Origin of the sequence: Streptomyces sp. KM273126 (assembly GCF_004337435.2) — a bacterium.
GTDB classification, from domain to species: Bacteria; Actinomycetota; Actinomycetes; order Streptomycetales; family Streptomycetaceae; genus Streptomyces; species Streptomyces acidicola.
The window spans coordinates 1485420-1499193 of the sequence record NZ_SJXB02000002.1; the positions used below are offsets into that span (position 1 = coordinate 1485420).

Sequence of the window (13774 nt, forward strand, 5' to 3'; positions counted from 1 at the left end):
CCCATGCCTTCCGCCCTGTCCGATCTCGTGTGGACCGAGTTGGACACGCGGGCCGTCGATACTGCCCGCGTTTTGGCCGCCGATGCCGTCCAGAGGGTCGGTAACGGCCATCCGGGTACGGCGATGAGCCTTGCGCCCGCCGCGTACACCTTGTTCCAGAAGGTGATGCGGCATGATCCCGCTGATCCGCAGTGGGCGGGCCGTGACCGGTTCGTGCTGTCCGCGGGGCACTCGTCGCTGACGCTGTACACCCAGTTGTTCCTGGGCGGTTTCGGGCTGGAGCTGGATGATCTGAAGGCCTTCCGTACGTGGGGTTCGAAGACGCCGGGGCATCCGGAGTACGGGCACACGGCGGGTGTGGAGACCACGACCGGCCCGTTGGGGCAGGGGGTGGCGAACGCGGTGGGTATGGCGATGGCCGCCCGGTACGAGCGGGGCCTGTTCGATCCGGACGCCGCGCCGGGTGCCTCGCCGTTCGACCACCACGTGTTCGTGGTCGCGGGGGACGGCTGTCTGCAGGAGGGGATCTCCGCGGAGGCGTCCTCGCTGGCCGGGCATCAGAGGCTGGGCAATCTGGTCCTGCTGTGGGACGACAACCACATCTCGATCGAGGGCGACACCGAGACGGCCGTGTCCGAGGACGTCGTGGGCCGGTATGAGGCGTATGGCTGGCATGTGCAGCGGGTGGAGCCGAAGCCGGACGGTGACCTCGATGTGGCCGCGCTGTTCGCGGCGGTCGAGGAGGCGAAGGCGGTCACGGACCGGCCGTCGTTCATCGCGATGCGGTCGATCATCGCCTGGCCCGCTCCGAACGCGCAGAACACCGAGGCCGCGCACGGCTCCGCTCTGGGTGAGGAGGAGGTCGCGGCCACCAAGCGCGTCCTGGGCTTCGATCCCGAACGGCACTTCGAGGTCGCGGACGAGGTCCTCGCCCACACCCGTGAGCTGGGCGAACGCGGCCGTGAGGTGCGTGCCCAGTGGGAGAAGCAGCTCCAGGAATGGCGCACCAACCACCCCGGCCGTGCGGCGGAGTTCGACCGGATCAGCTCCGGTGAACTGCCCGAGGGGTGGGAGGAGCGGCTGCCGGTGTTCGAGCCGGGCAAGGGTGTTGCCACGCGTGCCGCGTCGGGCAAGGTCCTGCAGGCGCTCGGCGCGGTGATCCCGGAGCTGTGGGGCGGCTCCGCCGACCTCGCCGGCTCCAACAACACCACCATCGACAAGACGTCCTCGTTCCTCCCGGCCGGCAACCCGCTGCCGGAGGCGGACCCCTACGGGCGGACGATCCACTTCGGTATCCGTGAGCACGCGATGGCCGCTCAGATGAACGGGATCGCCCTGCACGGCCACACCCGCATCTACGGCGGCACGTTCCTGGTGTTCTCCGACTACATGCGCAACGCGGTGCGCCTGTCGGCGCTGATGCATCTGCCGGTGACGTATGTGTGGACGCACGACTCCATCGGCCTGGGCGAGGACGGCCCCACCCACCAGCCCGTCGAGCACCTCGCCTCGCTGCGCGCCATCCCGGGCCTGAACGTGGTGCGTCCGGCGGATGCGAACGAGACGGTCATCGCCTGGCGGGAGATCCTCCGCCGGTACACCAAGGAGTTCGGCAAGGGCGCCCCGCACGGTCTGGCGCTGACCCGTCAGGGCGTGCCGGTGTACGAGCCCAACGAGGGCACGGCGAAGGGCGGTTACGTCCTCTTCGACGCCGAAACCGCCGCCGGGCAGAGCACCGGACCTCAGGTCATCCTGATCGCGACCGGCTCCGAGGTGCACCTGGCCGTCTCTGCGCGTGAGCAGCTCCAGGCGGCGGGGGTGCCGACGCGGGTGGTGTCCATGCCGTCGGTGGAGTGGTTCGAGGAGCAGGACCAGGGGTACCGGGACAGCGTCCTGCCGCCGGCCGTCACCGCGCGGGTGGCGGTCGAGGCCGGGATCGGACTGACCTGGCACCGTTACGTCGGGGACGCGGGCCGCATCGTTTCGCTGGAGCACTTCGGCGCTTCGGCCGACGGCAAGGTCCTCTTCCACGAGTTCGGCTTCACTGCCGACAACATCACGGCGGCCGCCCAGGAATCCCTCACCGCCGCCCAGGGCTCCTGACGATTGAGGCGGCCGTGGCACGGGCCGGCCCGTGTGTGGCTGCCGGGACGGCCCAGCCGTCCCGGCAGCCTCCCGCCTGCTGCTCAGCCTGCTGTTCAGTACCGGGCTGGTCAGTACCAGGCGGTGCTGGTCAGGGCGTGACCGTCGCAGGCGGGCAGGGCGCGCGACACACGGCCGTTCGAACGCTCCAGCGCCGCGGCACAGTTCTGACGGGCGTTCTCGATCCGTGCGAAGGACCCGCAGCGGTCGGAGTAGAAGTACTTCAGCGATATTCCCTCGGCCGACCTGGTGGGACCTGTCTGCCGGAACGAGCCTGCGCAGCGCGCGTGGGTGGAGTACAGGCCCTCGAACCCGTAGGCCCCGTAGTTGCCGCCCTGGAACGGAGCGGCCTGAGCGGTGGGCGGAGTGAGGGCCACCAGGAGGGCGGACCCACCGCGGCGAGCAGAGCACTGAGCGATCGACGAACCATGAGTGGACGCGTGGACGGGATCGCCGTTCGCCCCGTCCGTGCGGTTCCTCTTGTTCACTTCATTGACACGAGTCACTCCCGGTCATAGCTTTCGCGCCGGACCCATGGTTTCTGACGGCTTGTCAAGTTGCGTTGCGGTCGGTGCCTCGGTCCGAGATCCGCGACCGTGTACCACCATGGAGGTGATCAAGTGTTACGCCGACCAGCGATGCGCAGACTCGTCACCGGGCTGACGGCCCTTGCGGCCGCCCTCGTGGCCCCGTTGCCCGCCCAGGCGGCTCAGGACCCTGTTGTCGTACGCACCGACGCGGGCTGGGTCCGGGGTGAAACCACCGGTGAGGGACGGCACTTCCTCGGGATCCCCTACGCCCAGCCGCCCGTCGGGAAGCTCCGCTGGAAGGACCCGCGACCCGTCCGCCCGTGGCAGGGCGTGCGTGCCGCGGAGGACTTCGGCAACAGGTGTGTACAGGGTGCGAGCTGGGACCCGGGCTACGAGCGGCCCAGCCTCACCGAGGACTGCCTCGACCTCAACGTGTACGTCCCCGAGGACTCCGTACGCCGTCCGGTCATGGTCTGGCTGCACGGAGGCGGGCTCACCGCGGGCGCCGGCGAGGACGTCGTGCCGGACGCCTTCGCCCGGCAGACCGGCACGGTCGTCGTGACCGTCAACTACCGCCTGGGCGCCATGGGTTACCTCGCCACGGCCGGACTCGACGCCGAGGCCCGCGATGGCGTCTCGGGCAACTTCGGGATGCTCGACCAGCAGGCCGCGCTGCGCTGGGTGCGCGCCAACATCGGCCGTTTCGGCGGCGATCCGGGCCGCGTCACCATCGCGGGCGAGTCGGCGGGAGGCCGCTCGGTCTGCTCCCAGCTGGCCTCCCCGGCCGGCAAGGGCCTGTTCCGGGCCGGCATCATCCAGAGCGGCGCGTACGGCGACTGCGCGGCCCGCGCCCACGACGAGGCGGCCGACCAGGGCGCGGCCTTCATGGAGAAGCTCGGCTGTGCGAGCCTGGCGTGCCTGCGCGACAAGTCCGCCGAGGAGGTCCTGGCCGCACAGGCGGGCTTCGACTGGGCACCCGTGGCCGGCGGCGACTTCCTGCCCGTCCAGCCCGCCGAGGCGTTCGCCAAGGGTGCGGCCGCCCGCGTACCCGTCCTCAACGGCGCCAACAAGGACGAGGGACGGCTGTTCGCCTTCGGGCAGTTCGACGCGGGCGGCACCCCGCTCACCGCCGAGCAGTATCCCGTCGTCATGCGGGCGACCTTCGGTGAGCGTGCCCTGGAGCGCTATCCGCTGACGTCGCACCCCTCACCGACCCTCGGGTTCGGTGCCGCCATGGGCGACGTGCTGTTCGCCTGCCCCGCGCTCCGGCTCGACGACGTGCTCGCCGCCCGTGGACCGGTCTACGCGTACGAGTTCGCCGACCGCACCTCACCGCCCTTCGCGTCGCTGCGGAACCTCGGCACGGACTTCGACTTCGGGGCGACCCATGTCAACGAGGTGCAGTACCTCTTCAAGCACTTCGGCCTCGACACCCCGCTGAACGCCGAGCAGCGGGTGCTGTCCCGGCAGATGATCCAGTACTGGGGCTCGTTCATCCGTGACGGCGTGCCGCGTGCGGCAGGGCAGCCGTCACCGCCGGACGGGCGCGATTCCGTGCTCTCCCTGCGGACGGCCTCGGCGGGCGGCAACGTGGTGAGCACCACCGTGCACGGTGAGCACCAGTGCAACCTCTGGGACGCCCCCGCCGTCACAGTGAACAGGTAGGCTGCCCCGGCGTGCGCCCATGGCCGGGCGCACGCCGGAAACGCAGGATCCACTGCCATGGGAGGAGCGGCGTTGCACGTCCAGGAATGGCTCGAATCGGTGCCCCCGATCAGCATCTATCTGCTCGTGGGTCTGGTCATCGGCCTGGAGAGCCTGGGCATCCCGCTGCCCGGTGAGATCATCCTGGTCTCCTCGGCGTTGCTCGCCTCCCAGCACGGTGAGATCGACCCGTTCGTCCTCGGCGCGTGCGCCACCGCGGGCGCGATCATCGGGGACTCCATCGGCTACGCGATCGGCCGTAAGGGCGGGCGGCCGCTGCTGGCCTGGCTCGGTGGGAAGTTCCCCAAACACTTCAGCGAGGGTCACATCGCGACCGCCGAGCGGTCCTTCGAGAAGTGGGGCATGTGGGCCGTCTTCTTCGGCCGGTTCGTGGCCCTGCTGCGCATCTTCGCCGGCCCGCTCGCGGGCGTGCTCCGGATGCCGTACTGGAAGTTCCTGACCGCCAACGTCCTCGGCGGCATCCTGTGGGCGGGCGGCACGACCGCGGTCATCTACTACGTGGGTGTGGTCGCCGAGGCCTGGCTCAAGCGGTTCTCGTGGCTGGGGCTGGTGGCGGCGGTGCTGTTCGGTGTGGGTTCCATGCTGATCCTCAAGCGCAAGGCGAAGAAGACGCAGGCCCAGGCCTCGGCGACCGACCCGGAGCCGGTGCCGGCCGCCGAGTAGAGGCCACTGCCCCTACTCGGCGATGCCGTCACCCCCCATGCGCTTCCCGGTGCGTCCGAGCCAGTTCCACGTAGCCCGCCGCGTTGAGCGCGATCCCCTCCCGCTCCTCCTCCGTCAGCTCCCGCTTGACCTTCGCGGGCACCCCCGCGACAAGCGACCCCGGCGGCACCCGCATGCCCTGGGGCACAAGGGCCTGAGCGGCGACAAGAGACCCCGCGCCGATCACCGCCCCGTTCAGCACGGTCGCCCCCATCCCGATCAGGCAGTCGTCCTCGACGGTGGCCCCGTGCACCACCGCGTTGTGCCCGATCGAGACGCGCTCGCCGACGGAGATCGGGAAACCGGGGTCGACGTGGAGCGTGCAGTTGTCCTGCACGTTGCTCCCGGCCCCCACCACGATCGGTTCGAACTCAGCACGCAGTACCGCGCCGTACCAGACGCTCGCCTCCGGGTTCAGCGTCACATCGCCGAGCACCACGGACGTCGGCGCCGCGAACGCCGCCTGATCCACCTTCGGGTCCTTGCCGCCCACGCCGGCGATCAGGGCCTCGTGCGTCATCGTTCACTCACTCCTCGTCTCGACGGCTCGTCGGCTCGTCGGTAGAGGCACCGTAAGCCATCGGTGCCCTCCGCCGTGGGGCGAAGATCACAGCCGAACGGCCTCATGGGCACGGCTGTCGCTGAGTACGGTGAGCGGGTGCCCGAGCGCAAGAACACGTTCTCATCCCGGCGTCGCCGTCTGGCGCAGCGCGCCGTCCACGCGGGCTGGGCCTGGGTGCAGCGCACGGGTTCCGTGACCGCCGATTGCCCTGGGCGGTTCCGTTTCGGTGCGATAGGAACAGGTACCAGGCTGGCTTTCCCGCTCGGCACGGTGTTCGGCGAGCCCTGGATCCACCTCGGCTCCCACTGCATCGTCGGTGAGCAGGTCACGCTGACCGCCGGGCTGATGCCCGACCTCGACCTCGGCCCCGACCCCATCCTGCGCATCGGCGACGGCGTCGTCCTCGGCCGCGGCAGCCACGTCATCGCCGACACCACGGTCAGCGTCGGCAGCGACTGCTACTTCGGGCCGTACGTGTACGTGACATCCACGAACCACTCGTACGACGACCCCCACGAGCCCATCGGCAAGCAGTGGCCGCGCATGGAGCCGGTGTCGATCGGGCCCGGCTGCTGGATAGGGACCGGCGCCGTGATCCTCCCCGGGGCGCGGATCGGACGGAACGTGGTCGTGGCCGCGGGCGCGGTCGTCCGGGGTGTCGTGCCCGACCGCTCGGTGGTGGCCGGGGCGCCCGCCAGGGTCGTACGGAGCTGGGACCCGATGGCGGGCTGGCAGCCTCCGCTGCGGACGCCGGCACCGGTTCCGATCCCGGACGGGGTGACGCCGGAGCAGTTGCGGGCGCTGGGGGCACTGGGCGAGGGGGCCGCGAAGGCGCTGGCGGAGCCGGCCCAGCAGGGGGAGTCGTAGTCCCAGGGGAGTGTCGTGGGCCCCGGCCGGTTCAGGTGCCGTCGGCGGCGACGCCGTGAGGGACTGCGAGCAGCGCTGTCATGGGGGCGTCGCAGTACAGTGCGGTGAACAGAGGGTGCACTACACGGTAGTTCATCATGCTGGACCATCTCATTCAGAATATTGGACGGAATGTGTCGGACCTCGACCTGCTGACCCAGTCCCTGGCGCGAAACGTCAAGCGCTGGCGCGCCGAGCGCGGCTTCACGCTGGACGCGCTCGCCGCCCGGGCCGGAGTCAGCCGCGGCATGCTCATTCAGATCGAGCAGGCCCGCACCAATCCCAGCCTCGGTACCGTCGTCAAGATCGGCGACGCCCTCGGCGTCAGCATCACCACACTGCTCGACTACGAGCAGGGGCCCAAGGTCCGCGTCGTCCCGGCCAAGCAGGTGGTACGGCTGTGGCACACCGACGCGGGAAGCTACAGCAGGCTCCTCGCCGGTACCGAGGCGCCCGGCCCGCTGGAGATGTGGGAGTGGCGGCTGATGCCGGGCGAGAGCAGCCGGTCGGACCCGCACCCCGTCGGCACGGTCGAGATCGCCCATGTCACGGCGGGCGAGCTGACGCTCACCGTCGAGGGCACGGAGTACCGCGTCCCGGCCGGCGACAGCGTCACCTTCGAGGCCAACGCCACGCACATGTACGGCAATCAGGGCGACGTCCCGACGGAGATGGTGCTGACGGTGTCGGTGCCGCCCGTGCACTGAGACGCCGACTTGCCCGCCTGCGTGGCCTGTTAGCGTGCGGTCATGCGCGCACCCATCGGACACTTCGACCACGCGGCCCCCGCCCCCGACAGTCTGGACGACCTCACCGCCCCGGTCGCCGAGGCCGTACGGAACTGGAGCGGCAGCGTCCCTGTCGACCAGATCGTGTACGTCGACACCGACCCCGAGTGGGCCGACACCGCGGTGTTCGTCCAGCACTACGGGCAGGAGCTGCTCGAACAGTCCGCGAACTGCGTGGTCGTCGCCGGCAAGCGGGGCGGTGAGTCGACGCTGGCCGCGTGCGTCGTCCTGTCCACGACCCGCGTCGACGTGAACGGTGCGGTCCGGCGCCAACTCGGCGCCCGCAAGGCCTCGTTCACCCCCATGGACACGGCGACCGGGGAGACCGGCATGGAGTACGGCGGCATCACGCCGATCGGACTGCCCGGTCTGTGGCCCGTGCTGGTGGACTCCGCGGTGGTCGACCTGCCGTACGTGCTCGTGGGCAGCGGCCGGCGGCGCGGGAAGCTGCTGGTGCCCGGGAAGGCGTTCGCGGAGCTGCCGAACGCGGTGGTGCTGGAGGGGCTCGGGGTCGCCTGACGGGGACTGGGGCGGGGGCGGGAGCGGGCGCCGGCGGGCCTACGGCGCCGTGTGGTGGGCCAGCGCGAGGTGCGGGTCCGCCTCGCCCGGTGCCGGTGCGGGGTCCGCGTGGACCAGGGCCGCGGTGAGTCCAGGAACCGCGTGCAGCAGGGCGTGCTCCGCCTCGACGGCGGTGCGGTGCGCCTGACGTGCGGTCACGTCGCCGTCGACGACGACCGCGACCTCGGCCCGCAGCCGGTGGCCGACCCAGCGCAGCCGCAGCTCGCCCACCTCCCGTACACCCGGCACGTCCCGCAGTGCCTGCTCGGCGCGATCCACCAGCGCCGGATCGACGGCGTCCAGCACGCGCCCGAACACCTCGCTCGCGGCGTCGCGCAGCACCATCAGGATGGCGGCCGTGATCGCCAGGCCCACCAGCGGGTCGGCAAGGTGCCAGCCGAGCGCGGCGCCGCCCGCGCTCACCAGGACCGCCAGTGATGTGTAGCCGTCCGTCCGCGCGTGGAGTCCGTCCGCGACGAGCGCGGCCGAGCCGATCGCGCGGCCGACGCGGATGCGGTAGCGGGCCACCCACTCGTTGCCCAGGAAGCCGATGACCGCGGCCGCGGCGACGGCCGGGACGTGATCCATCGGGCGCGGGGCGATCAGCCGGTCGACGGCCATCCAGCCCGCGAAGGCCGCGGAGGCCGCGATCGTCAGCACGATCGCGATGCCCGCCAGGTCCTCGGCACGCCCGTAGCCGTACGTGAACCGGCGCGTCGCCGCGCGGCGGCCCAGAACGAAGGCGATGCCCAGCGGAACGGCGGTCAGGGCGTCGGCCGTGTTGTGCACGGTGTCGCCCAGGAGCGCGACCGAGCCCGACACCACGACCACGACCGCCTGGATCGCCGCCGTCATCCCGAGCACGGTCAGCGAGACCCACAGCGCTCTCATGCCGCGAGCGGAGGACTCCAGCGCGGAGTCGAGCTTGTCGGCGGTCTCGTGGGAGTGGGGGGTGAGGAGATGGCGGACGCGGGTGAGAGGGCCGGGGGAGTGGCCGTGGTCGTGCCCGCGGAGATGGGCAGGCCCGTCCCCGTACCCGAGGTCGCGGGCGTGTTCGTTCCGGTGGTCGGTCACGTCGTTCCCCTTCCGGTGTGCGGGAGTGGACGTGCTCGTGCCCCTACGGCCATTATGTGCGTATGAGCGCATGCATGCACCTGTCACTTGCGCATGATGTGCAGTCGCACAGTGAGGGCGGGGCCGACAGCTGACTCGACCTGGGTGCCGCGTCGGAGACCGGACTACGGAAAACGGTTCCGGGCGGAGGGTGCGTGCCTCCGCCCGGAACCGTTCGTGGGTCACGGCCGGTGCATCACGCGGCCGTGGTCGAATCAGGCAGCCGCAGTGTTCGTGGACGCCGTGAGCTGCTCCAGGACCTGGGTCAGACCGGTGACGACCTCGGTGTCGTCGGCCGGGTGGGTCTCCGCGAAGCGGGTCACGGAGCCGGGGATGGAGAGCTTGGCGTCCTCCAGGACCGTGCCGCCGGCGATGCCGAGGGCCTTGCGTGCCTCGTCCTGCGCCCACACGCCGCCGAACTGGCCGAACGCGGTGCCCACCACGGCGGCCGGCTTGCCGGACAGTGCGCCGGCGCCGTACGGGCGGGACAGCCAGTCGATGGCGTTCTTCAGGACGGCCGGGATCGTGCCGTTGTACTCGGGGGAGAAGAGCAGGAAGCCGTCGGCCTGGCCGGCGGCCTCGCGCAGGCGGGCCGCGGCGGCGGGGACGCTGCCCTCGACGTCGATGTCCTCGTTGTAGAACGGCACGTCGGCGAGGCCCGCGAACAGTTCGATCTCGACGCCTTCGGGGGCGTGCTTGGCGGCGGCCTCGGCGAGCTGGCGGTTGTGCGAACCGGCGCGGAGGCTGCCGACGAGCGCGAGGATGCGAACGGACATGAACTGACTCCTAGCAAAAGCAATGAGAGACTGGGCGGGGCTGGTTAAGCGGACCGGGGTCCGTTGAAATTTGTAGCACCTATTCGGACCGCGGTCCACTTGTCTGTGGCGAGCGTTACTCTCACTCCATGACAGAGCCGCTGCCGCACCTTCCCGTGTCTCAGGAGCGCGACCCCCTCGACGGGCTCATGGAGCTCATACCGACCCCGGACGACCCACCACGACTGCGGGCCGACGCGGCGCGCAACCGCACCAGGCTGCTGGAGGTGGCCTCGCGGCTCGCGGGGGAGTGCGGGGCCGCCAACCTGACCATGGAGGGCGTCGCCACCGCCGCCGAGGTCGGCAAGGGGACGGTCTTCCGGCGGTTCGGCGACCGCACCGGGCTGCTCATCGCCCTCCTCGACCACCACGAGCGGGAGCTGCAGAGCGCCTTCCTGACCGGACCGCCGCCCCTCGGCCCGGACGCGCCCCCCACCGAGCGGCTGAAGGCCTTCGGTGCGGCCGTGGTCCGGCATGACCACGCCCACCGCGACCTGTATCTGGCGGCCAGCGCGGACGCCTCACGCCACCACACCAGTCCGGCGACCCTCCTCCGGCTGAGCCACATCTGCATGCTCCTGCGCCGGGCCGGGGCCCGGGGCGACATCGAGCTCCTGGCGCAGACGTTGCTGGGGTACCTGGACATCACCCTCGTCGATCACCTGATATCGCGCCGCGGGATGACGCTGGAGCGGCTGGAGGCCGGGTGGAGCGACCTCGTCGGGCGTCTGGTGGCGGTGGAGTGACGGCGCCGTTCGGTCCGCCGGGGGCGCGCCAGAAGTGACCGCTTGGTAACTTGCGTACGTAGCGCACGCAGGGCTGGACGACGCACCGCACGCCGGGCGAGGGGGAGTTGGGCACATGGCCGAGCACGAAGACCGCCCGGGGGGCGACGGAACCGGGTTCTTCTCCTCCGTGGACGACGTCGTCGGACGGCTGGCGGAGGCGGGGTACCTCGCCTCCACCGCCGTCGCGACCACGGTGTTCCTGGCCGACCGGCTCGGCAAGCCCCTGCTGGTGGAGGGACCGGCGGGCGTCGGCAAGACCGAGCTGGCCAAGGCGGTGGCCCGGGTCGGCGGCGCGCGGCTGGTCCGGCTCCAGTGCTACGAGGGCATCGACGAGTCCCGCGCCCTGTACGAGTGGAACCACGCCAAGCAACTCCTGCGCATCACCGCCGGCCGCGACGAGAGCTGGGACGACACCCGCACCGACATCTTCAGCGACGAGTTCCTGCTCACCCGGCCCCTGCTCACCGCCATCCGCGGCGACGAGCCGACCGTGCTGCTCATCGACGAGACCGACAAGGCGGACGTCGAGGTGGAGGGCCTCCTCCTGGAGGTGCTGAGCGACTTCCAGGTCACCGTCCCGGAGCTGGGCACGATCACCGCGACCCGGCGGCCCTTCACGGTCCTCACCTCGAACGCGACCCGCGAGCTCTCCGAGGCCCTGCGCCGCCGCTGCCTGTTCCTCCATCTCGACTTCCCCGACGCCGAGCTGGAGCAGCGGATCGTACGGCTGAAGGTGCCCGGCCTGGACGCCGTGCTCGCCGACTCGCTCGTCCGCGTGATCGCCGCCCTGCGCGCGATGGAGCTGCGCAAGGCTCCCTCGGTGGCCGAGACGATCGACTGGGCGCGCACCCTGCTGGCGCTCGGCGCGGACACCCTCGACGAGTCGGTGGTACGCGACAGCCTGGGCGTCGTCCTCAAACACCAGGACGACATCGCCAAGGCCGCCCAGGGGTTGACCCTGGTATGAGCACGCAGGGCGCCCCGGCGAGCACCGTGCTGCCCGAGCGGCTCACCGCCTTCGTACGGGCACTGCGCGGCCACGGGATACGGGTCGGTCCGGCCGAGACCGTGGACGCGGCGGCCGTCCTTCAGGTGCTGGGCCTGGCCGACCGGGAGCGGATCCGCGAGGGTCTGGCGGCGGCGCTGCTGCGGGCCGACCGGCAGCGCACCGTGTTCGACGCCACCTTCGACCTGTACTTCCCGCTCGGCACGGGCGAGCTGGCGGCCACGCGCGCCGCACCCGCCGCGGACCTGACCGAGTTGCGCGACCGCCTCGCCGAGGCTCTGGCCGCGAACGACGCGCCCGCGCTGACCCAGCTCGCGGGCGAGGCCGTGGACATGCTCGGCGGATACGGATCGACCGGCCCGACCGGATCGAGCGGCTCGACCGGCACGGGCGGCTGGTCGGCCCACCAGACACTCGACCGGCTCCGCCCCCAGACGCTCCTGGCCCGCGTCCTCGCGTCCGGCCGCACAGGCGGATCGGGTGGATCGGGTGGATCAGGTGGGTCCGGTGGGTCCGGTGCATCGGGGGGCTTCACCGAGCGGCTCGAAGCCGACGAGATCCGCCGCCGCATCGAGGGCTTCCGCGGCCGGGTGCGCGGCGAGGCGCGCCGACGCGTCGCCGAGCGCCGGGGCACCGACGAGATCGCCCGGCGGGGCGTCGCCCCGAGCGCCGACCAGGTCGACTTCCTCGTCGCGAACCGTGAGCAGCTCGCCGAACTGCGCCGCACCCTCCAGCCGCTCGCCCGCAAGCTCGCCACCCGGCTGGCCGCCCGCCGGCGCAGGGCGGCCCGCGGCCAGATCGACATCCGCCGTACGCTGCGCCGCTCCCTGTCCACGGGCGGCGTGCCCCTGCGCCCGGCCCACCGCAGGCACCGGCCCGCCCGCCCGGAGATCGTGCTCCTGTGTGACGTGTCCGGCTCGGTCGCCGGGTTCGCGAACTTCACGATGCTGCTCGTCCAGGCGATGCGCGACCAGTTCAGCCGGGTCCGCGTGTACGCCTTCGTCAACCGTGTCGACGAGGTCACCCACCTCATCACCACGGGCGGAGCCGACCCGGCCGGACTCGGCCACAGGATCGCCACCGAGGCCACCGTGTCCGGCTGGCACGGCAGCAGCGACTACGGCTCCGCGCTGGGCGAGTTCGCCGAGCGTCACCTCGACGCGGTCGGCCCGCGCACCTCCGTGCTCGTCCTGGGCGACGCCCGCACCAACGGCTTCGACCCGAACGTGCCCGCCCTGCGCCGCATCGCCGCCCGCGCCCGCCGCGTCCACTGGCTCAACCCCGAAGGACCCGCCCACTGGGGGACCGGCGACTCCGCGGCCCACGTCTACGCGGAGGTCGTCGACATGCACGCATGCCCCAACGCCCGGCGTCTCGGGGAACTGGTGACCCGGTTGCTGCCCGTGTGACGTCAGGGCAGGGCGACGGACACCGCCGCGGTCAGTACGCCTCGGGGGTGCGCTGCGGGCCCGTCAGATCGCACTCGACGTCCACGACGCCCTCGACGGCGCGGACCATGCGCACCGCCACGGGGATCAGCGCGATGTCCCTGACCCGGCCGGTGACTCGGACGACGCCGTCGTGGACGGTCACATGGACCGGAGCCAACGGGGCCGGGAAGAGATACGAGACCACCTCGTCCCGCACCTCCTCGGCGATGTCCTCGTCGTCCCGGAGGAACACCTTGAGCAGGTCCGCACGGCTGACGATGCCCTGCAGCATGCCGTGGTCGTCGACGACGGGGAGCCGTTTCACCCTGGCGTGCGCCATGGTGCGGGCCGCCGCAGCGAGCGTCGCGTCCGCGTGGACGGTGACAGCCGGACTGGTCATCAGCTGCCCGGCCGTCACCGCCCGGGCCTTGACCAGGTCCGCCAGCCGGCCGAACCCGACAGGCCGGTCCGAGTCGCTGTCGCGGAACTCCTCCTTGGGCAGCAGGTCCGCCTGGGAGACGACCCCGACGACCCGGCCCTCGCCCTCCAGGACGGGCAGCGCGCTGACCTTCCACTGCTCCAGCAGCCGGACGATCTCCTTGAAGCCCGCCCCACGGCCGACGGCCGCGACCGTGTGGGTCATCACGTCGCTCACGATGCGGGGGGTGCTGTGCACGGTGACTCCCAGTACGCGTTCCAGGTGGTGCGA

14 protein-coding genes are annotated in these 13774 nt (G+C 71.6%); 9 read left to right on the forward strand and 5 right to left on the reverse strand.

Going from position 1 to position 13774, the window contains the following annotated elements; all coding sequences use genetic code 11:
* Positions 1–3: 3 nt before the first annotated feature.
* Positions 4–2103 carry a transketolase gene (gene tkt, locus E0500_RS37175; RefSeq protein WP_181587358.1) on the forward strand — a complete coding sequence of 700 codons (2100 nt, stop codon included), beginning with the start codon at positions 4–6 and terminating at the stop codon, positions 2101–2103.
* 110 nt (positions 2104–2213) lie between these two features.
* On the opposite strand, the gene E0500_RS37180 is transcribed toward tkt, so the two are convergent.
* On the reverse strand, positions 2214–2630 hold the full coding sequence (locus E0500_RS37180) for a hypothetical protein (protein ID WP_258573751.1): 417 nt from the start codon (positions 2628–2630) through the stop codon (positions 2214–2216).
* 150 nt (positions 2631–2780) lie between these two features.
* On the opposite strand from E0500_RS37180, the gene E0500_RS37185 reads away from it, so the two are divergent.
* A complete protein-coding gene (locus E0500_RS37185; protein WP_131571994.1) occupies positions 2781–4337 on the forward strand; it encodes a carboxylesterase/lipase family protein in 1557 nt (518 codons plus the stop codon).
* A gap of 72 nt (positions 4338–4409) precedes the next feature.
* Positions 4410–5060, forward strand: a complete 651-nt coding sequence (locus tag E0500_RS37190; protein ID WP_131571988.1) for a DedA family protein — start codon at positions 4410–4412, stop codon at positions 5058–5060.
* A 28-nt stretch (positions 5061–5088) separates the two neighbouring features.
* Here the strand turns inward: E0500_RS37190 and E0500_RS37195 are convergent, their stop codons facing one another.
* A complete protein-coding gene (locus E0500_RS37195) occupies positions 5089–5619 on the reverse strand; it encodes a gamma carbonic anhydrase family protein (RefSeq protein WP_131571989.1) in 531 nt (176 codons plus the stop codon).
* Between the two features lie 105 nt (positions 5620–5724).
* Between E0500_RS37195 and E0500_RS37200 the strand changes: the two genes are divergently transcribed.
* From E0500_RS37200 to E0500_RS37210, 3 genes are all read left to right on the forward strand, one after another.
* The gene (locus tag E0500_RS37200; RefSeq protein ID WP_131571990.1) at positions 5725–6528 is read left to right on the forward strand and encodes an acyltransferase; all 804 of its coding nucleotides are present in this window, start codon (positions 5725–5727) and stop codon (positions 6526–6528) included.
* Positions 6529–6701: 173 nt separating this feature from the next.
* Positions 6702–7274, forward strand: a complete 573-nt coding sequence (locus E0500_RS37205; protein ID WP_131571991.1) for a helix-turn-helix domain-containing protein — start codon at positions 6702–6704, stop codon at positions 7272–7274.
* Positions 7275–7316: 42 nt separating this feature from the next.
* The gene (locus E0500_RS37210; protein WP_131571992.1) at positions 7317–7874 is read left to right on the forward strand and encodes a YbaK/EbsC family protein; all 558 of its coding nucleotides are present in this window, start codon (positions 7317–7319) and stop codon (positions 7872–7874) included.
* A 39-nt stretch (positions 7875–7913) separates the two neighbouring features.
* Here the strand turns inward: E0500_RS37210 and E0500_RS37215 are convergent, their stop codons facing one another.
* Together E0500_RS37215 and E0500_RS37220 are read right to left on the reverse strand one after the other, a co-directional pair.
* Positions 7914–9059, reverse strand: a complete 1146-nt coding sequence (locus E0500_RS37215; protein ID WP_131561534.1) for a cation diffusion facilitator family transporter — start codon at positions 9057–9059, stop codon at positions 7914–7916.
* 182 nt (positions 9060–9241) lie between these two features.
* On the reverse strand, positions 9242–9802 hold the full coding sequence (locus E0500_RS37220) for an NAD(P)H-dependent oxidoreductase (RefSeq protein WP_131561533.1): 561 nt from the start codon (positions 9800–9802) through the stop codon (positions 9242–9244).
* Positions 9803–9930: 128 nt separating this feature from the next.
* Here E0500_RS37220 and E0500_RS37225 point away from each other — a divergent pair, with 128 nt between their 5' ends.
* The 3 genes from E0500_RS37225 to E0500_RS37235 all read left to right on the forward strand — a co-directional run bounded on the left by E0500_RS37225 (position 9931) and on the right by E0500_RS37235 (position 13044).
* Positions 9931–10587: a TetR/AcrR family transcriptional regulator gene (locus tag E0500_RS37225; RefSeq protein WP_131561531.1), complete on the forward strand. Its 657-nt coding sequence runs from the start codon at positions 9931–9933 to the stop codon at positions 10585–10587.
* Between the two features lie 115 nt (positions 10588–10702).
* Complete coding sequence (locus E0500_RS37230; RefSeq protein WP_131561529.1) at positions 10703–11596, forward strand: MoxR family ATPase; 894 nt, start codon at positions 10703–10705, stop codon at positions 11594–11596.
* Positions 11593–13044 carry a VWA domain-containing protein gene (locus E0500_RS37235; RefSeq protein ID WP_131561527.1) on the forward strand — a complete coding sequence of 484 codons (1452 nt, stop codon included), beginning with the start codon at positions 11593–11595 and terminating at the stop codon, positions 13042–13044. The genes E0500_RS37230 and E0500_RS37235 overlap by 4 nt, the downstream gene beginning before the upstream one ends.
* Before the next feature lie 31 nt (positions 13045–13075).
* Here the strand turns inward: E0500_RS37235 and E0500_RS37240 are convergent, their stop codons facing one another.
* Positions 13076–13741: a CBS domain-containing protein gene (locus E0500_RS37240; RefSeq protein ID WP_131561526.1), complete on the reverse strand. Its 666-nt coding sequence runs from the start codon at positions 13739–13741 to the stop codon at positions 13076–13078.
* Positions 13742–13774: the final 33 nt, after the last annotated feature.